Below are 20655 nucleotides of genomic sequence, written 5' to 3'. Positions count from 1 at the left end.
AGCCTGCCTGTGGTTGAGGGCGCAACCAGAGGAACGAAGATGCGACCGAATGACGAAATGACGCAGCACGACGCGACGCCGTCGCTCACCCCGATCGAAGAGAACCCGGCCACGAGCGGTTTTAGTGCGGCCGACTGGAAAAGCCGGATCATCGCCGGGCGCCGGTGCGGCGCGGCAGCGCAGCCGCCGGCATGGCTCGACGCTTCATACGGGACCTTGCGCGAGCAGGTGATGCATCCGGCGTATCCGTGCTTCTTCGGCACGATGGCCGAGCGGCGCGGCGAGATGTTCTATTCGTTCGTCAACGGCAAGGACATCGGCGATCTGCCCGCGACCATGCAGACGTTCGCGGAACTCGCAACGCTACCGCAATACCGCAAGAACAACATCGCGGTGTTCTTCGAGCCCGACGCAGAACCGCTCACGCATGACGCGTATCACGCGCTCTTCTGGCAAACGCTGCAGCAACTGCACAACGTCGACCCGGACCCGGCCGCCGACCAGCAGCCCGAGCCTTCGGACGAAGCGTGGGAGTTCTCCTTCGCCGGCGTGCAGATGTTCGTGGTGTGCGCGTGCCCCTCGTTCGTGCTGCGCCACAGCCGCAATCTCGGCCCCGGCATGGTGCTGCTGTTCCAGCCGCGCAGCGTTTTCGTCGATACGATCACCAACAAGGTGATCGGCCGTGAGGCGCGCAACCAGGTCCGCAAGCGGCTGGAGACGTGGGACGATACGCCCGCGCATCCGGATCTCGGCTTTTATGGCGACCCCGGCAATCTCGAGTGGAAGCAGTACTTCCTCGACGATCACAATGTGCGTGCCGCCGACGTTTGTCCTTTCCTGAAGCGCAAGGCGCGCGAAGCGGGCATCCGGCCGCTCGCGGCGCAGCGCGAGCCTCAACCGGAAACCGAAACGCAGCCCGGCTTGCCGTCGCCGCATGGCGCGCAGACGCAAACCGATCTCGCCACGGTCGCGCTCACCTATGCCGGTCTGCCGGCGGAGAAGCGCACGACCTTCCGCGCGCGCCTGCGCGAGCGCGGCCTGTCTGGCCGGCAACTGCCGATCGTGCCAATCGTGCCGCCCGAAGGCCGCGCGCAGCGTTTTCCGCTCTCGCCCGCGCAGGAGCGTTTGTGGTTTCTCTGGCAACTGAACCCGGACGATGCGGGCTACAACGTCGCGGGTGCGCTGCGGCTGGCGGGCGCGCTCGACATCGAATGCCTGCGTGCGGCGCTCGATCATGTGGTGGCGCGCCACGAGGTGTTGCGCACGCGCTTCGATGAAAGCGACGGCCAGGTGGCGCAAGTCGTCGGCGGCGTCAGCTACACGTGGTCGGAAATCGACCTGGGCACGGCGCATGGGGAGCGCGCGACCGAGTCGGGCGATACGCGTGGCGCGCTCGAACAGCGCCTGCAGGCGCTCTCGCTCGCGCCGTTCGATCTCGTGCGCGGACCGCTCCTGCGCGTCGCGCTGCTGCGCGAGGCGTCCGGGGCCGACTATCCACCCGCACATCCGCCCGCGTCGTACGTGCTGCACGTCGCGCTGCATCACATCATCGCGGATCACGGCTCGGTGAAGCTGCTGCTCGACGAATTCGTCGCGGCCTACGGCGAGCTGTGCGCCGGTCGCTCGCCGGCGGCCGCGCCGTTGCCGGTGCAGTACGGCGACTTCGCCGCGTGGCAGCAGGAATGGGCCGACGACGGCGAACGCGAAGCCGATCTGCAGTACTGGAAGCAGCAGCTTGGCGATGCGCCCGCCGCGCTCGATCTGCCGGCCACGAAAAGGCGCGGCGGCATTCGCAACGTGCCGGGCGCGCGCGTGAGCATCGAACTCGATGCGCAGCAGACGCGCGCGCTCAAACAGCTTGCGGCGGAGCATCGCACCACGTTCTCCACGCTGCTGCTGGGCGCTTACGCGGTGCTGCTCGCGCGCTACACGGGCCAGAAAGACTTGCGCATCGGCGTGCCGGTATCGGGCCGCAATCGTCTGGAGACGGAGCGGCTGATCGGCTTTTTCGTCAACACGCTCGTGATCCGCGCCGACCTGGCCGGCGTGCCGACCTTCGGCGCGCTGCTCGAGCGTTTGCATGGCTGTGTGCTCGACGCGCATCGTCACGACGGCTTGCCGTTCGCGCAGCTCGTCGAGGCGCTGCAGCCCGAGCGCAGCGCCGGGCAAACGCCACTTTTCCAGGTGATGTTCAATCACACACGAGCGCAGCGCGTCGAGCTCGATGTCGCGGGTCTGCGCGTGACCGAACTCTCGACCGACCTCCCGACCGCTCGCTTCGATCTCGTGCTTAATGTGGTCGAACGCGACGACACCGTGCGGCTGTCGTTCAACTACGCGGCCGACCTGTTCGACGCGGCGATCGTCGGGCGCATGCTCGACCATTTCGCCGCCATCCTCGCGCAGGCGGGTAGCGTCGCCCGAGCGCCGCTTGAGCGCATCGCGCTGGAAGAACCGCGGGCCGAACGGGCGGAGCGGCGGCTCGCCGCCTTCGACGCGGTGGGCGCGCGCTTCGACCGCCGTGCCGCTACGCAGCCGCACGCGCCGGCCCTGCATTGCGAAGGCGATCGGTTGACCTACGGCGAGCTTGCGCGCTGGAGCGACCGTATTGCTGCGCGGCTGCGGCGGCTCGGCGTGCAGGCTGACCAGCGCATCGGCCTGTGCATCGAGCGCTCGGCGGCGCTTGCGGCGGGCGTGCTCGGCGTGCTGAAATCGGGCGCGGCGTTCGTGCCGCTCGATCCCGCTTATCCGCTCGAGCGTCTCGAGTCGATGCTCGACGACGCGGGCATTGCCTGCGTGCTGGCCGACAGCACGGGCGTGCAACGGCTCGGCGCCTTGCTGCAGGGGCGCGAGCCGATCGACGTCGCGGCGCTCGCGCACGCGGCCGACGCTGCCCACGGTTCCGCGGGCAGCGAAACAGACGAAGCGCACGAAGCGCACGAATTGCCGATTGAGATTCACCCGGAACAACTGGCCTACGTGATCTACACGTCGGGCTCGACGGGGCGTCCGAAGGGCGTGGCCATCACACACGGCACGCTGGCCCGGCATCTGGACGATTTCATCGGCACGTACGGGATCGGCGCGGACGACAGGCAACTGCAATCCTCCACGATCAATTTCGACGTCGCGCTGCACGAGTTGCTGCCCGCGCTGCTGATGGGCGGCCAGGTCGAAATGCGCGGGCCGCAGCTATGGGACCCGGAAACTACGAGCCGCCATCTGATCGAAGAGAAGGTCACGTTTGCGCGCATTCCCACCGCCTACTGGCAGCAATGGCTGCGCGAGCCGCCCCCCGCCGCATCGCTCGCGGCGCTACGGCAGATCACGGTGGGCGGCGAGGGGTTGCCCGGCGACGCGCTGCGCCGCTGGCGCTGCGGCCCGCTCGGTCATATCCGGCTCGACAATCTCTATGGCCCGACCGAGACCACGATCGCCTGCATGTACCGCGAAACGTGCGACGAGGACGCGGAACAGGCGATTGTCTCGATCGGCGGCCCGTACCCGTCGCGCACGGTGTGCGTGTGCGACGCGGACGGGAACGAAGCGCCGGCGGGCGCGATCGGCGAGCTATGCGTGGGCGGGCATACGCTGGCGCGCGGCTATCTGGGCCGCGCGGCGCTCACCGCGGAGCGCTTCGTTCCGGACCCGCACGGCCCGGCCGGCAGCCGCCTGTACCGCACGGGAGATCTGTGCCGCCGGCGGCTCGACGGCAGCATGGACTTTCTCGGTCGCCTCGATCAGCAGGTCAAGCTGCGCGGGCATCGGATCGAACTCGGCGAAATCGAGGCCGTGCTGCGCGAAGCGCCCGGCGTGGAAGCGGCCGCGGCCGCCTTGCACGGCGAAGGCGAGGCGCAGCGGCTGGTGGGCTACGTGGTGGGCGACGCCGACGACATGGCTGTGCGCCGTCTGCTGCAAAGCCGCTTGCCGGGCTACATGGTGCCGGCGGCACTGGTGTGGCTCGACCGGCTGCCGACGATGCAGAACGGCAAGCTGGATCGCGCGGCGTTGCCTGCCCCCGGCAACGATGCCGCGCGCCGCCGCACCGCGCCGCGCACCGTGCTCGAAGCGTCGCTGCTGGAGATCTGGCAGGCGGTGCTCGGGCGCGACGACCTGGGCGTGACCGACAACTTCTTCGACGTGGGCGGCCATTCGCTGCTGCTGATGCGTGTGGCTTCGCGCGTGCGCCAGACGCTGGGACGCGAGGTGACGCTGCGCACGCTGTTCCTCAATCCGGTGCTCGCCGATCTGGCGGCCGAGCTCGACGCTGAGGCTCCGCACGAGGCCGATGTCATCGCGCCGCGTCAACCCGGCGTGCGCATTCCGCTCACCGACGGGCAAGAGCGCCTGTGGTTTCTCTGGAAACTCGAACCCGAAAGTGCCGCGTACACGATCTCGGGCGCCGTGGGCCTGAGCGGCGCTCTCGACCGCGCGGCCGTGCGGCGTGCGCTCGACGCGCTCGTCGCGCGTCACGAGACGCTGCGCACGCGTTTCGTGGAAGCGGACGGCCAGCCGTGGCAGGTGGTGGACGCCGCGGGCTCGTACGACTGGCGCGAAGAGGACCTGGGCGGCGCGGACGAACTCGACGCGCGCCTCAAGACACTCACGCGTCTGCCGTTCGACCTCGAGCGCGGCCCGATGCTGCGTATCGCGCTGCTGACGTATCCCGAGGCGCCAAACGAAACCGTGCTGCACTTCGCGATGCCGCACATCGTCTCCGATGCGTGGTCGCAGGCGATCTTGCTGCGCGAGTTCGCGCAGGGCTACGAGGCCGCGCTGCGCGGCAACGCGCCCGCGCTGCCGCCGCTGCCGATCCAGTACGGCGACTACGCGCTCTGGCAGCGCGCGCAACGCGATCCGCAGGCGCTCGAAGCGCAATTGGCGTACTGGGAATGCGAGCTCGGCGACGAGCAGCCGCTGCTCGCCCTGCCGGCCGACCGGCCGCGCCAGGGTGCCCGCAGCAGCGCGGGCGCCACGCTGCGCCGAACGCTCGATGCCTCTCTTGTGCAGTCGCTCGATGCGCACGCGCGCGAGCAGGGCGCGACGCGTTTCATGACGCTGCTGGCGGCGTTCGGCACGCTGCTGCAAGGCTACAGCGGCCAGCAGGACGTGCGCGTCGGCGTGCCCGTGGCGGGCCGCGACCGGCTCGAAACGGAGTCGCTGCTCGGCTTCTTCGTCAATACGCTCGTGATCCGCATGACGACGGCGCGCAGCGCGCCCTTCAGCGCGTTGCTGGACGAAGTGCGCGAACGCATGGTGGGCGCGCACGCTCATGCGGACGTACCGTTCGCGACGCTGGTCGAGCGGCTGCAGCCGCAGCGCAGCGTTGCGCATACGCCGTTGTTCCAGGCGATGTTCAACTATGGCGAAGCGGGTACGGATCCGTTTGCACTGCCAGGCATTGCCGTGCGCACGCTCGCGGGCACCGCGTCGGCGGCTCAGGTCGACCTGTCGCTCGACGTGACGGCGGAGCAGGACGGGCTCAAGCTCTCGCTCACTTACGCCACCGATATTTTCGAGCGCGAGACGGCTGTTCGTCTCTTCGACAGCTACGTCGACGTGTTGCGACAGATCGTGCAGGATCGCCACGCGCGCAACCTCGCGCTGCTGGACGCATCCGGGCGCGAGCGGCTCCTCGCGTGGGGCCGCAATCCGCGGCGCTACGCGCAGGCGGCGCCGGTGCACCGGCTCATCGAGCGCCAGGCCGCGGCTACGCCGTATGCGCTCGCGGCGCAGTTCGGCGAAGAGACATTGACCTATCGCGAACTCGACGCGCGCGCCAACCGGCTCGCGCACCGGCTCATGAAGCTCGGCGTTGGGCCCGATGTGAGAGTGGGCATCGGCATGGAGCGCTCGCTGGATACACTGATCGCGTTGCTCGCCGTGATGAAGTCGGGCGGCGCCTATGTGCCGCTCGATCCGGCGATACCGTCGGCGCGGCGCGCCTATATGGCCGCCGACAGCGGCGTGCGCCTCGTCATCACGCACCGCCATCCCGCGCAGGATGTTTCCGGCCTGCCAACGCCGGTACCGCTGCTGGAACTCGACAGCCTCGATCTGAACGGCGAATCCGAGCATCGTCCGCTAGTCGAGGTGAGCGGCGAACAGCTCGCCTACGTGATCTACACCTCGGGATCGACGGGCAAACCGAAGGGCGTGATGGTGACGCATCACGCGCTGGGCCATTTCATGCTCGCCATGCAAGAGGCGCCAGGTCTCGCGGCCGACGACGTGCTGCTGGCCGTGACGTCCTTGTCATTCGATATCGCCGCGCTCGAACTCTACCTGCCGCTGACGGTGGGTGCGCGCGTGGTGATTGCGCCGCGCCAGACGGTGCGCGACGGTGCGGCGCTTGCGCGGCTCGTCGAGAGCTCGGGCGCGACCGCGCTGCAATCGACGCCCGCGGGCTGGCGCCTGCTGCGCGCGGGCGGCTGGCCGTCGGGCGCGCCGCGGCGCTTTAAGGCGCTATGCGGCGGCGAGGCGTTGCAGGCCGATCTCGCGCGGGATCTGCTCGGCCTCGGCGTCGAACTCTGGAATCTCTATGGTCCCACCGAAACGACGATCTGGTCGGCGGCGGGCCGCGTAACCGACGCGGCGCCGGTGCTCGGCGGCCCGATCGCGGGCACGCAGCTCTACGTGCTCGACGCGAATCTCGATCTCGCGCCGGCGAACGTGGCGGGCGAGCTCTATATCGGCGGCGTGGGACTCGCACGCGGCTATCTGGGCCGCTGCGATCTCACGGCGGCCCAGTTCGTCGCCAATCCGTTCGAGGCCGGCGGCGCGCGCCTGTATCGCACGGGCGATCTGGCGAAGTGGCGCAGCGACGGTCGACTCGAATATCTTGGCCGGGTCGATCATCAGGTGAAGATCCGCGGCTTTCGTATCGAGCCCGGCGAAATCGAAGCGCAACTGCTGGCACACGAGGACGTGCGCGAGGCCATGGTCGTTGCGCGGGATGGGGCGCTGGGAGCGTGCCTCGTCGCGTATGCCGTGCCGCGCGACGGGCTCGATATCGATGCCGGGACTTTCGGCGACACGCTGCGCGAGCGGCTGGCCCGCGCGCTGCCGGACTACATGGTGCCCGCGGCGGTGGTCGTGCTCGAACGCCTGCCGCTGAATCCGAACGGCAAGGTGGACCGGCACGCGCTGCCCGCACCCGCCGCGGCGCACAGCCGGTGGGCGCCGCCGCAAGGCGAAATGGAGACGCTCGTTGCCGGGGTCTGGCAGCCGTTGCTGCGCCTCGGGCGGGTGGGGCGCCACGATCACTTCTTCGAGCTGGGCGGGCAGTCGCTGCTGGCGCTGCGCATGACGGCCGCGTTGCGCGAGGCGCTTCGCGTCGAGGTGCCGGTGCGGCTCGTCTTTGCTGCGCCGGTGCTTGCCGATCTTGCGCGCGTCCTTGTCGAGCGGATCGAAGCGAAGGACGGTAGCGGCCTTGCCGCACAGTTGGCCAGCCCCATCTCCGCGCGCCCGGCGGGCATGAACACGGTGCCGCTTTCGCCCGAGCAGGAGCGTCTGTGGTTCTTCTCGCGCCTGCATCCGCAGAGCGCGGCATACAACCTGCCGGGTGCGGTACGGCTGGAAGGCGCGCTCGACCGTGCCGCGCTGCGCGGCGCGCTTGCGGCGCTGGTGGCCCGGCACGAGAGCCTGCGCACGCGTTTCGTCGAGATCGATGGCACCGCGATGCAGCGCTTCGATGCGCCCGCGCCATCGCTTTCCGTGCTCGATTTCGAAGACGTGCCGCGCGCCGGGCAGGCGCAACGCGTTGCCGACACGCTCCAGGCGATCTCGCGCGCGCCGTTCGATCTCGAAACCGGACCGCTCCTGCGCGTGACACTCCTGCGCCTTGGCGACGAGGATCACGTGCTGCACGTCGTCACGCATCACATTGTCTCGGACGCCTGGTCGAACCAGCTCGTGCTGGAGGAATTCTCGCGCGCTTATGCGGCACTGTGCGAGGGTGGCGCCGCCGATGCGGCGCCGCTGCCGCTCCAGTACGCCGATTACGCGCTGTGGCAGCAAGCGGACGCACAAACCGCGCGTGCCCATGCCGATCTCGACTTCTGGCGCATGCGTCTTGCAGGCGGTCAGGGTGGGCTCGAACTGCCCTTCGACCGCCGCCCGGGCGCCACGCGCAGCCCGGCGGGAGCGCGGTCGGGCGTGACGCTCGGCTCGTCCACCGTCGAAGCTGTGCGCGCGTTCGCGCGCAGCCATGACACGACGAGCGTGACGGTGCTGCTGGCGGCCTTCAACGTGCTGCTCGCGCGCTACAGCGGCCAGTACGATATTCGCGTGGGGATGCCGGCAACGGGCCGCGACCGGCTCGAAACGCAGCGCATGATCGGCTTCTTCGTCAACACGCTGGTCGTGCGCAGCGAACTGGATGGCCTTCCCGATGTCGCCGCGCTCGTCGCGCACGTGGGCGGGCGGCTGCGCGAAGCCCAGGCGCATCAGCACGTGCCGTTCGCGCGCGTGGTCGATGCACTGAGCCCCGATCGCAGCCTCACGCAAACGCCGCTCTTCAGCGTGATGTTCAACTACGACCACGGCACGGCGGGCGAGGGCCTGCGGCTGCCGGGCCTGCGGGCGTCGCGCGTCGAAACGTCTACGGGAACGGCACGCTTCGATCTCGTGCTTTCGGCGCGCGAGGAGGCGTCCGGCACGGCGCTTTCGCTGGCCTATGCGCGCGATGTCTTCGACGCCGCCACGATCGGGCGCATGCTTGGCGAATACGTTTCGGTGCTCGAACAGATGGTCCGTGGCGAGCACACGCCGCTGGCCGCGCTGCAGCTCGCGCCCGTGCTTGCCATGCGTGGCGCAGATCCGTTGTGCAGGCATCCTTTCGCGCCGGTGGGCGAGCGCATCGCCGCCCAGGCGCGCCGCACGCCGCACGTGAATGCACTCCATTGCGAAGGCGTCAGCCTGAACTACGGCGAGCTCGACGCGTGGTCGGCGCATATCGCGCGCGCCTTGCAGGCATGCGGCGCGGGCGCGGAGAGTCGCGTCGGCCTGTCCCTCACGCGCGGGCCGGGACTCGTCGCGGCACTCGTTGGCGTGCTGCGTTCGGGGGCGGCCTTCGTGCCGCTCGATCCCGCCTATCCGGCCGAGCGCCTGCGCGCCATGATGGATGAAGCCGAGCCGGGCTGCGTGCTTGCCGATACGCAAACGCTCGCGTCGTGCGCACCGCTTTTCGCTGGCCGCAACACGTTCGACATCGCAACCCTGCGCGGTGCACCGGGAGACGCGGCACCCGAGGTGCACGCATCGATCCATCCGGAGCAGCTCGCGTATGTGATCTACACGTCGGGGTCGGCGGGGCGGCCGAAGGGCGTTGCCGTGAGCCAGCAGGCGCTCTGCCGCCACCTCGACGATTTCATCGCGGCCTATGGCATCGGCGCGAACGACACCCAGTTGCAATCGTCGACGATCAACTTCGACGTCGCGCTGCACGAGATGCTGCCCGCGCTGATCCAGGGCGGCCGGGTCGAAATGCGCGGCGCGCAGTTGTGGGACGTGGAGACCACGAGCCGTCATCTGATCGAGCAAAAGGTCACGTTCGCGCGTATCCCCACCGCCTACTGGCAGCAATGGCTGCGCACGCCCCCGGCCGCGGCGGACCTCGCGTCGCTGCGCCAGATCACCGTGGGCGGCGAGGGGCTGCCCGGCGGCGCGCTCGCGCAATGGCGCGCCGGCCCGCTCGCGCACATCCGCCTCGACAACCTCTACGGGCCGACGGAGACGACGGTCGCGTGCATGTATCGCGAGACGCGCGCGGCCGATTGCGCGCAGACCATCGTGTCGATCGGCGAGCCCTATGGTTCGCGCTGCGTCTACGTGATGGACCGCGACGGCAACGAACTGCCTCCGGGTGCGCTCGGCGAGCTGTGCATCGGCGGGCTCACGCTCGCGCGCGGCTATCTGCGGCGGCCGGGGCTCACGGCCGCGAGCTTCATTCCCGATCCGCGGGTGCCGGGCGCGCGCCTCTATCGCAGCGGCGATCTGTGCCGCCGCCGCGCCGATGGCAGCATCGACTTCCGGGGACGATTCGATCAGCAGGTCAAGCTGCGCGGCTTTCGCATCGAGCTCGGCGAGATCGAAGCCGTGCTGCGCGAAGCGCCCGGCGTCGAGGGGAGCGTGGCGGCGCTGCATGGCGAGGGCGACGCGAAGCGGCTGGTGGGCTACGTGGTCGGCAATGCCGACGAGCGCGCGCTGCGCCGCGCGCTCGAAAGCCGCCTGCCGGGCTATATGGTGCCGGCCGCGCTCGTGCGGCTCGACCGCCTGCCGCTGATGCACAACGGCAAGCTCGACCGCGCCGCGCTGCCCGTGCCCGAGGCGTCCGGGGCACGTGACGCCGCGCGGAAAGCGGTGCCGCAAACGCCCCTCGAAGCCGAACTGCTCGGCATCTGGCAAGCGGTGCTGCCGCACGGCGAATTCGGCGTGACCGACAACTTCTTCGAAGCGGGCGGACATTCGCTGCTGGCGCTGAAGGTGCTCGCGCGGGCGAGGGAGCTAGGCCTGCCCGCGCTCACGCTCGAAGCGCTGTTCCAGCACGCGACGATTCGCGCGCTGGCGGCTCATCTGGAGTCGCAGGCGCAACCGGCCGCCGTGAGCGCCTCGAACATCGTGGCGATGACGGTGCGCAGCGATCTGCCACGCGTGTTCGCGCTGCACGCCGCGTCGGGGCTCGTGTCCGACTACCGGCCGCTTGCCGCGGCGCTCGAAGGCGTGGCAAGCGTGTACGGCGTGCAGGCGCCGTTCTATACGGAGTCCTGGTGGCCCGGCGATCTCGCGCAGCTTGCCGCCGACTACGCGGCGCGCATCCGTAGCGTGCAGCCGCACGGCCCGTACCGGCTGATCGGCTGGTCCGTGGGCGGGATGATCGCCGTCGAAGTGGCGCGTGCGCTTGCGCACGACGGCGCCGAAGTGGCGTTCGTCGGCCTGATCGATGCGTACGTGCCCGAGGCGGCCGACGAAGCTCGCAGCGACGCCTTCATCGGCCACGACGTCGCGCGAACTTACCGGGCGACCGACGCCGAGATGCAGGCGCTGCTCGGCGATACGGGCAGGCAATGGGTGCTGCCGGATGGCCTCTCCGACGCCGACACACGGGCGCTGCTCGGCCGGGCCCTGCTGTTCCAGCGCCACCTTGGCCATATCGTGCGGGGCGCCGAGCGCGCGCCGGCACCCGTCGATCTCAAGCTCTGGTGGGCGCAGCAACGCCCCCATCGTCCGGCGCATGCGGCGGCCGGGTCATGGCAGGCGCGCGTAAGCGGCCGTATCCGGCAGGGCGAGGCGATCGACGCGGACCACAAGCACATCGTGCGGCACCGTGACCTGTTCGACGCGCTCGCACGCGAAATCGAAGCGAGCGCCGCGCTCGACGCACGGAATGCACGAAAGGAGGCACTGCGATGAATGCGCGACAACGCGACAACCGGGGGTCGGGCGCGATGAGTGAAACCGGCCTGGCCGCGCGACTGCGTTCGCTCGCATCGCGGCGGCCTTCCGGCACCGCACTGATCACGATCGACGCGAGCGGCGAGACGCGTTACGACTACGCCGAGCTCGACCGCCGCGCGAGCCTGCTCGCCGCGCGGTTCGCCCGCGACCGTGCCGCGGGCGAACGCGCGCTGTTGTTGATGGACAGCGGCGTCGACTACGTGAGCGCGTTTTTTGGCTGCCTGTATGCGGGCGTCGTTGCGGTGCCGGTCTATCCACCCGAGTCGAAACGCGAGCAGCATCTCGCACGTCTTTCCGGCATCGCTCACGACGCGGGCGTGCGCTACGTGCTGACGACCGCGCCGCTGCACGAACGCTATGCCGGCGAATACGCGGCGCTCGCACCCGGCTCGGCGGCCGTGGCCGTCGATACGCTTGCCGCCGCCCGCCAAGAAGATGCGCGGGCAACGAATATCGCGGGTGCGAGCGACACCGTTTGCCCGCTACATCCGGTGCGCGCGGACGATGTCGCTTTTCTGCAGTACACCTCGGGCTCCACCGGCACGCCCAAGGGCGTGATGGTCAGCCACGGCAATCTGCTCGCAAACGAAATCGCGATCAAGGCCGGCCTCGGTGTGCGCGACGACGACGTCTTCGTGAGCTGGCTGCCGCTCTATCACGACATGGGCCTGATCGGCAGTCTGTTGCAGCCGGTCTTCAGCGGCATTCCGCTCGTGCTGATGTCGCCGCAGTACTTTCTCGAGCGTCCGCTGCGCTGGCTCGATGCCATTGCGCGCCATCGCGGGACGATTTCAGGCGCGCCGGACTTCGCCTATCGCCTGTGCGTCGAGCGTGTCGGCGACGAAGCGCGGGCGCGGCTCGATCTGTCGAGCTGGCGGCTCGCGTTCTCGGGCTCCGAGCCAGTGCGGCGCGATACGCTGGACATGTTCGTCGCGCGTTTCGCTCCGGCAGGCTTCGATGCCGCCGCGCTCTATCCGTGCTACGGCCTCGCGGAAGCCACGCTGTTCGTGACCGGCAGCGTGCGCGGCGCGGGACTCGTCTCGCACGCCTTCAGCAGCGCCTCGCTCTCGGCGGGGCACGCCCTCGTGGCGGGCGAGCGCGAGGCGGCCACCGTGCTCGTCGGCTGCGGTGCCGTACAGGCCGCGCATCGCGTGGCCATTGTCGAGCCGTCCAGCGGGGAGACCCTCGGCGACGGCCGGATCGGCGAGATCCACGTTGGCGGCCCGAGTGTTGCGCACGGCTACTGGCAGCGTGCCGATGCGAGCGCGCAGGCATTTCGCCACGAGCTCGAAGACGGCGGCGCGACGCGTTGGCTGCGCACCGGCGACCTGGGGTTCGTGCACGACGGGCAGCTCTATATTGCGGGGCGGGCGAAGGATCTGATCATCGTGCGCGGGCGCAATCTGTATCCGCAGGATGTCGAGCAGCCCGTCGAGGCGCAGTGCGAATTTGCGCGCAAGGGGCGCGTCATTGCGTTCGGCGCGCAGCGGGAGAGCGGCGAGGGCCTGGCGCTCGCGCTCGAGATCGCGCCGCGCATGAGGAAACGTTTCGCGCCGGACGCGATCGTCGATGCGTTGTGCCGCACGGCGTTCGACGCGTGCGGGGAGACGCCCGCCGTGATCGTGCTGCTCCAGCCCGGCGCGTTGCCGAAGACGTCGAGCGGCAAGCTGCAGCGTGCCGCGACGCGCGAGGGCTGGCAGCAGCGCTCGCTGGATCAGTACGCGCTGTGGGAAGAGGGTGCTTTCCTGATCGGCCCAGGCGAGGTTTCGGCAGAGCGTGCTTTGCGCGAGGATGCCGCGCTCCCGAAGCGGGAGCGAGAACTGGGCGCGCTGTGGCGCGAAGTGCTGGGCGACGACATTGCGCTGACGCCCGACTCGCACTTTTTCGCGTGCGGCGGCAGTTCGTTGAGCGCCGCGCGGCTAGTGGCGCGGATCGGCGAATGCTACGGACGGCGCTGCGAAATCGCTCTGGTATTCGAAACGCCGACACTCGGCGAGATGGCCGAGGCGCTCGCCGCGCAACTCGCGCAGCCCGCATCCTTGAACGCCGATATCGGGCAGGACGCGCCTATTGAAGCCACCGGAGAGGCGCTCGTCTCGCATGCGCAGCAGCGGCAGTTGTTCGCATGGCGGCTCGATCCCGAGAGCCGCGCATATCACGTCGCGGCGGCCATCCGTCTGCACGGTGTGCTCGACATCGACGCGTTGCGGCGCAGCTTCGATCAACTGAGCGAGCGTCATGCCGCGTTGCGCACGTATTTTGCCGAGGCGCCCGACGATGCGCTGATGTACGCGCCACGCGTTGCGGTGCCGGCGCCGCTGGCGTGGGGCGACTTCGATCTGCGCACATCGGCCGGCCCTGGCGGTGCGGGCGATACGGGCGAAGGGGGCGCCGCCATTGAGCGCGCGCTCGCAGCCTGTGCGCAGCGCTTCGCCGCCGAACCGTTCGACCTGCTGCGCGGACCGCTCTTGCGCGTCGGGCTCGCACGTTATGGCGACGACGCGCATCTGCTCATGTTCGCGCTACATCACGTCGCGACCGACGGCTGGTCGATGCAGATCTTCGTCGAGGAGCTTGTCGAAGGCTATCGCGCCGCGCTGCAGGGCGCACCGGCACGGCTCGCGGCGCCCCCGGTCACTTACGCGGATTACGCCGCGTGGCAGCGCCGCTGGCTGAAAAGCGCACAGGCCGCGCGCGATCTCGATTACTGGCGTGGCGCACTGGCTGCCCATGCGCTGCCGCTGGCCTTGCCCTACGATCGAGCGGCGACTCCGGGCGACGATGCACGCGATGCGGCCCGCGTCTCGTTCGCGCTGCCTGCGCCGCTCTCGCAGGCGGTTCGCGCGGTGGCGAGCCGCCACCGCGCGACGCCGTTCGTCGTGCTGCTCGCCGCGTATCACGCGTGGCTGTTCCGCGTGACGGGGCAGGGCACGATCCGCACCGGCGTGCCGGTCGCCAACCGGCAGCGGCCCGAGACGCATGGCGTGGTCGGTTTCTTCGTCAACACGATCGTGCTGCACAGCGACTGCGAAGCTGCGCTCACGCCCGGCGGTCTGTTCGCGCAGTTGCGGCGCCGGACGCTCGACGGCCAGGCACATCAGGCGCTGCCGTTCGACGTGCTGGTCGAGCATCTGCATCCGTCGCGCGACGCGCAGCACGGGCCCCTCTTCGAAACCACCTTCAATTATCTGAGCGACGACTACCCGGCGCTCGAACGCTGGCCCGGACTGCGGGCGTCGCGCTACGAGATCGCCGAGGCGCACGTCAAGGTGCCGCTTGCGCTCGACGTGCGCGAGACGCGTGACGGCCGGATGTGCGGCTATTTCACCTACGCGCGTGCGCGTTTTCGCGCGGCGAGCGTCGAGCGTATGGCGGCGCAGTATTTGCGTGCCGTCGAGGCGCTGGTCGCGGCGCTTTCCAGCGACGCAGCGGCGAGCACCGCGACGCTCGCCGATCTCGATCTGCTCGGCGGCGAGGCAAGGGCCCAGGCGGAAGTGCACAGCCGCGGTGCCCGCACCGTGGCAGGCGAGCCGGTGCATGTGCGCATCGCGCGTCACGCCGCAGCGCAACCCGACGCGCCCGCCGTGATCGACGGCGCGCTCAGCCTCAGCTACGGCGAGCTCGAAGCGCGCGCAGCGCGCGTCGCGCGCTGGCTGCACGATCGCGGTCTGGAGGCGGGCGAGCCGGTGGCGGTCGTCGCGCATCGTTCGGCGGCCTTCGTCATTGCGATGCTCGGCGCGCTCAAGGCGGGCGGTGCCTACGTGGCGCTCGACGCGGGTAATCCGCCGCAACGGCTCGCGCAGACGCTGCGGGACTGCGGAGCGCGCTTCGTGCTGCACGAGGGCTCCGTGGCAGGGCTGGACCTCGGGGGCACACAGCACGCGTCCATCGACGAAGCACAGCGCCATGCGCAGACGCACACGGGCCGCGCGGCGCTTGCCGGCCTGCCCGCCGTCGATCTGCGGGCAGCCGCGTATGTGATCTACACGTCCGGTTCGAGCGGCACCCCCAAGGGCGTCGTGATCTCGCACGCGGCGCTCGCCAACTATGTCGACGCGGTGCTGGCACGCCTCGCGTTGCCGCCTGGCGCGCGTTCCGCGATGGTTTCGACCGTGGCTGCGGATCTTGGCCACACGGTGCTGTTCGGCACGCTCGCGATTGGCGGCGCGCTTCATCTCGTGGATCGCGACACGACGCTCGACGCCGACCGCTTCGCGCGCTATATGGCGACGCATCGTATCGATGTCCTGAAGATCGTGCCGGGCCATTTGCAGGCCTTGCTGCAGGCGGAGCATGCCGCCGACGTGTTGCCCGCGCACACGCTCGTGCTCGGCGGCGAGGCGTCGTCGTGGCCGCTGCTAGACACGATCGAGGCCCTGCGGCCGGACTGCCGCGTCGTCAACCACTATGGTCCGACGGAGACGACCGTCGGCATCCTCACGCAAGCGGCGGCGCGCGCCAGCCGCGAAGCGGCGACCCTGCCGCTCGGCCGGCCGCTCGACAACTGCGACGTGTGGGTGCTCGACGAGCACATGAACCCGGTCGGAGCGGGCGAAACCGGCGAGCTTTATCTGGGCGGCGCGGGCGTGGCGTGCGGCTATCTGAACCGTCCGGGCCTGACGGCCGAGCGTTTCGTGCCCGATCCGTTCACGCCGGGCGCGCGGCTCTATCGCAGTGGCGACCGCGGGCGGCGTCTTGCCGACGGCACGGTGGAGTATCTGGGCCGTATCGACGATCAGGTCAAGATTCGCGGGTATCGCGTGGAACCGGGCGAAATCGCGGCGCGCTTGCGCGCGCTTGAGGGCGTGCGCGACGCCGCCGTGATCGTGGTGCCGCCCGCGCGCCTCGCCGCATTCGCGACGCCCGCGCACGGCCGCGCGCCCGAGGCCGCGCTGCTCAAGCAGCAGCTCGCGGCCGTGCTGCCCGACTACATGGTCCCGGCGGTGCTGCGCGTGATCGATGCGCTGCCGCTGAACCGCAACGGCAAGCTCGACCGCGAGGCGCTGGCAGGCCTCGCGAGCCGCGCCGCGGTGCCGCGCGACGCCTGCCACGATGCGAAGCGCGCCGCGCCGCAAGGCGCGACCGAGATCGCACTCGCGCACATCTGGGCCGCGCTGCTGGAACTGCCCGCGAAAGCGCCAACAATCGCGCGCGACGACGGTTTCTTCGCGCTCGGAGGTCACTCGCTCGCGGCGATGCGCCTCGTCTCGCGCGTGCGCTCGGCGTGGGCCGTCGAGCTGCCGCTGCGCGACATCTTCGCCACGCCGACCCTGCAGGCGCTTGCCGCGCGCATCGACGCACTGCGCGCCGGGTGTCCGCCGGTCGAAGCGATCGAGGCGATCGGGGTGCGTGAGTCTGCCGCGGCGCTACCCGCCGTCGAGCGGCGTGCGGGCCTCCCCCTGTCGCTGATGCAGCAGCGTATCTGGGTGGTCGATCAACTCGCCGGCAAGGGGCTCGTGTCGTACAACATGGCTGCGGGACTCGACCTGCGCGGTCCGCTCGACGCCGGCCTGCTGCAGGCCAGCCTCGCCGCCGTGATCGTGCGCCACGAAGTGCTGCGTGCCTCGTTTGCGAGCGACCACGACGGCGATCCGGTGATGACGATCGCGGAGCGGTTGGACGTGCCGATGCCCGTGATCGATTGCACCTCTTCGGCCGGAGGGCACCCCGGGGCGCTCTCCGCGCCTGAGCGCGCCCGCACGGTCGCGTGTGCGCTCGACGAAGCCGCGCGCACGCCGTTCGATCTGGCCGCCGCGCCGCTCCTGCGCGCGTCGCTGCTGCGCTTCGACGCGCAGCATCACGTGCTGATCGTCGCGGTGCATCACATCGTCGCGGATGGCACGTCGGTGCGCATCCTGCTGGACGAGCTATGCGCCGGCTATCGCGCGCGCCGCGACGGCGCAACGCCGGATCGGCTCCCGCTCCCTGTTCAGTACGCCGATTACGCCGTGTGGCAGCGCGCGCAGCTCGCGCCGGCCGCCATGCGCGCGCTGCAGGCGTTCTGGCGCGGCTATCTGGCCGGTGCGCCGCACGTCCTCGCGCTGCCCGCCGACCGTCCGCGCCCCGCGCAGGCATCGCACGCCGGGGAGGCGCTGCACTTCACGCTGTCCGCCGCGATCGGCAAGCGCGTGTGCGCGCTCGCGCAGGCGCATGGCATGACGCCGTTCGCCGTACTGCTCGCGAGCTTCCAGCTCTTTCTGCACCGCCTGACCGGCCAGCCCGACCTCCTGATCGGCACCGACGTGGCGGGTCGCGACCGCAGCGAATTCGAAGCGCTGATCGGCTTCTTCGTCAACGTCATACCGTTGCGCTCGCGTGTCGCGCCGGACCGCGCCAACCTCGCGAGCTTCGACGCCTGGCTCGACGCCGCGAAAGCGGCCGCATGGGACGCGCTTGACCATCGTGCGTTGCCGTTCGACCGTATCGTCGATGCGCTCGCGGTCAAGCGCCGGCGCGATGTGAATCCGCTGCTGCAACTGCTGTTTGTGCAGCGCGACCTGCCGCGCGAGAACACCGGCGTGCCGGGACTCGCTATCGAACTGATGCGCGCGCGCACGACGCAATCGAAATTCGACATGGCGCTGTTCGTCGAAGCGGCGGATGCGGGCTACGAAGTCGAATGGGTCTATGCGAGCGCACTGTTCGACGCCGCGACGATCGAGCGCTGGTTCGGCGCGTGGCGCGCGCTGCTCGATGCGGCGATCGCAGCTCCGCACGCACCGCTCGATCTGCCCCGGACCGCCGGCGCTGCCGACGCGGCCCTTCTGCAATGAACGAGAGTCTTTCCATCATGAACCCAACGCTCTTTCCCGACGCCCATGTCGAGGCATCCTTTTTCGACGAGGCCGGCGGCCTGCCGCTCGTGCTTACACCGAGTGGGCCCATCGGCGATCTGCCCGGCTGGGTCGAAGCGCGGCGCGGTGCCCTGGAAGCGGCGCTGCTACGCCATGGCGCCGTGCTGTTCCGCGGTTTCGCGCTGGACGATGCGGCCGCTTTCGAGGCATTCGCGGAAGCGATTTCGCCAGGGCTCTACGGCGAGTACGGCGATCTGCCGAAGCAGGACGGCGGCCGCAACACCTATCGCTCCACGCCGTATCCCGAGAAGCAGATGATCCTGTTCCACAACGAGAGCGCGCATCAGTCGCGCTGGCCGCGGCGGCAATTCTTCTTCTGCGCGTTGCCTTCGCCGGTGGGGGGCGCCACACCCATCGTCGATTGCCGGGCGATGCTGCGCGCGCTGCCCGCGCCGCTCGTCGAGGCCTTCGAGCGCAAGCAGATCATGTATGTACGCACTTTCACGCGCGGGCTCGATGTGCCGTGGCGCGAATTTTTCCGCACCGACGACCGGCGCGAGGTCGAGGCGCGCTGCGAGGCCGAAGGGGTGCAGTACGAATGGCTGGCGAACGACGAGCTGCAGACGCGCACCGTATGCCCGGCCGTGATCGCGCATCCGCGCACGGGCGAGCGCGCGTTCTTCAATCAGGTGCAACTGCATCACGTGAGCTGTCTCGACGCCGACGTGCGGCTCGATCTGCTCGATCTGGCGGGACCGGGACGCATGCCGCGCCAGGCGTATTTCGGCGACGGCAGCGAGATCGGCGACGAGGCGATGGCGACTATCGGCGCGGCCTACGCGCGTTGCGCCGTGCGCTTCGCCTGGCGCAAGGGCGACGTGCTGATGCTCGACAATATGCTGGTCGCGCATGCGCGCGATCCGTTCAGCGGTCCGCGCAAGATCGTCGTTGCCATGAGCGAGCTGGTCGAGCGCGCCCAGATCGCCGCGCCCTCTTTACCCTCGGCCCTCGCGCAACTAGCGAGCGCCTGACACCCGATTTCTACTTCAACGCTTCAGGAACCCTTTCATGGAACATCTCGCGCCTTCCCAGGCCGTACAGGCGACCCAGCCGGACCCGGCGGTCCAGTCTGCTGAATCGATCGAGGCCGAAGTGCGCAGCCTCTTTGCGGCGCTGCTCGATCTCGACGAGGCCAGCATTGGCGACGACCAGGACTTCTTCGAGCTCGGAGCCGATTCGCTGCTCGTCATCAAGCTGGTCGCGCGCATTCGCCGCAAGCTGAACATGGAGCTGACGCCGGGCGACGTCTTCGACCACCCGAGCGTGGCGTCGCTCGGCGCCTTGCTCGCGAGCCGGCAGGCGGCATAAGGGATCGCCAGGGACTGCCAGGGACCGCTCACATGCGTCCGCGGTCCTGCCCGGCGCTCACTGCGCCGCGCCGAGGTCCTGCCCGTTGCGGCTGCGCAGAAAACGCTGCGGTGTTTCCCCCATGGCGCGCCGGAACATCGTGATGAAGGCGCTGGAGTTGCGGTAGCCGAGCTCGGTGGCGATCGTGGCGACCGGCATGCCCTTGGCGAGGCGCGAGATCGATTCCACGAGGCGCAGCCGCTGGCGCCACTGGCCGAACGTGAGGCCGGTTTCTTCCTTGAACGCACGCTCGAGCGTGCTCTCGCTCGCGCCCACGCGCATGCCCCAGTCGTTGAGCGGCGTGTTGTCGGACGGCGCATCCATGAGCTGCCCGCAGATCTGCTGCAGGCGGCGGTCCTTCGGCAGCGGCAACAGGCCCTCGGTGGCCAACTGCGCTTCGCGTAGCTCCTGCAGCAGAAGCGGGTCGATCAACGCCGAGCGACGCTCGGGCTGGTCGTTCTCCAGATCGACGACGAGCGCGGCCACGAGTTCGTGCAGCAGCGACGAAATCATCAAGACATGGCAGTGCGGGTCGTCGCGCGGGGCGAGATCGGTTTCGAAATAGACCGTGTACATCACCGCCGGGCTGGCCGCCTGAAGTTCGTGCGCGACGAGCGGCGCGATCCACAGGCCCCGGTACGGCCCGAGTGTCCAGGCGCCGTCCGGCGTGATGACGCGTAGCACGCCGCGCGTCGTGTAGACGAATTGCGGCTGCGAGTGCGAGTGCCAGCTCTCGCTATCACCGCTTTCGAAATCATACCTTTTTGCTATGACAGGGCGCTTCAGATAGCGGCGCTGCATACCGGTCAGACGTTGCCAGATCTCGGTCATTTTGTGAATTGCCGTTAAAAGTGGTGCGCAACCGTCAAATTTAGACGGCTTCGCACAGCAATTTGACAGGACGTCGGCGAAGCTCAGGCCGTATTCTATCGCTCTTACACAATTTTACGAATCACAATAGTAATGATTCTTATTACTACCTTTAGTTATCTAAATT

Annotated in this window: 5 protein-coding genes; 4 read left to right on the top strand and 1 reads right to left on the bottom strand. The window is 69.4% G+C overall.

The window, feature by feature from the left end:
• Window positions 1-39: 39 nt before the first annotated feature.
• Genes WJ542_RS20655 through WJ542_RS20640 form a run of 4 tightly spaced genes read left to right on the top strand, consistent with a single transcriptional unit; the run spans window position 40 to window position 19619 of the window.
• Window positions 40-11412 (top strand): amino acid adenylation domain-containing protein, encoded by an 11373-nt coding sequence (locus WJ542_RS20655; RefSeq protein ID WP_411191312.1) that lies wholly within the window; start codon window positions 40-42, stop codon window positions 11410-11412.
• Window positions 11409-18230, top strand: a complete 6822-nt coding sequence (locus WJ542_RS20650) for an amino acid adenylation domain-containing protein (RefSeq protein WP_411191311.1) — start codon at window positions 11409-11411, stop codon at window positions 18228-18230. Before WJ542_RS20655 ends, WJ542_RS20650 begins: the two co-directional genes overlap by 4 nt.
• 17 nt (window positions 18231-18247) lie before the next feature.
• Window positions 18248-19282 (top strand): TauD/TfdA family dioxygenase, encoded by a 1035-nt coding sequence (locus WJ542_RS20645; RefSeq protein ID WP_411191310.1) that lies wholly within the window; start codon window positions 18248-18250, stop codon window positions 19280-19282.
• Between the two features lie 37 nt (window positions 19283-19319).
• Window positions 19320-19619: an acyl carrier protein gene (locus WJ542_RS20640; RefSeq protein WP_411191309.1), complete on the top strand. Its 300-nt coding sequence runs from the start codon at window positions 19320-19322 to the stop codon at window positions 19617-19619.
• Between the two features lie 57 nt (window positions 19620-19676).
• Here WJ542_RS20640 and WJ542_RS20635 read toward each other — a convergent pair whose 3' ends face one another.
• A complete protein-coding gene (locus WJ542_RS20635) occupies window positions 19677-20489 on the bottom strand; it encodes an AraC family transcriptional regulator (protein ID WP_411191308.1) in 813 nt (270 codons plus the stop codon).
• Window positions 20490-20655 lie beyond the last annotated feature (166 nt).

The organism is Paraburkholderia yinzeri, assembly GCF_046581065.1.
Taxonomy (GTDB): Bacteria; Pseudomonadota; Gammaproteobacteria; order Burkholderiales; family Burkholderiaceae; genus Paraburkholderia.
The sequence above is the reverse complement of the archived record's forward strand: the minus strand, read 5'-3'. Positions and strand labels throughout refer to the sequence as shown.

Bases quoted from the DNA above. Each gene is read 5' to 3' on its own strand.
- WJ542_RS20655 (WP_411191312.1), top strand. From the start codon at position 40: ATGCGACCGAATGACGAAATGACGCAGCACGACGCGACGCCGTCGCTC.
- WJ542_RS20650 (WP_411191311.1), top strand. From the start codon at position 11,409: ATGAATGCGCGACAACGCGACAACCGGGGGTCGGGCGCGATGAGTGAA.
- WJ542_RS20645 (WP_411191310.1), top strand. From the start codon at position 18,248: ATGAACCCAACGCTCTTTCCCGACGCCCATGTCGAGGCATCCTTTTTC.
- WJ542_RS20640 (WP_411191309.1), top strand. From the start codon at position 19,320: ATGGAACATCTCGCGCCTTCCCAGGCCGTACAGGCGACCCAGCCGGAC.
- WJ542_RS20635 (WP_411191308.1), bottom strand. From the start codon at position 20,489: ATGACCGAGATCTGGCAACGTCTGACCGGTATGCAGCGCCGCTATCTG.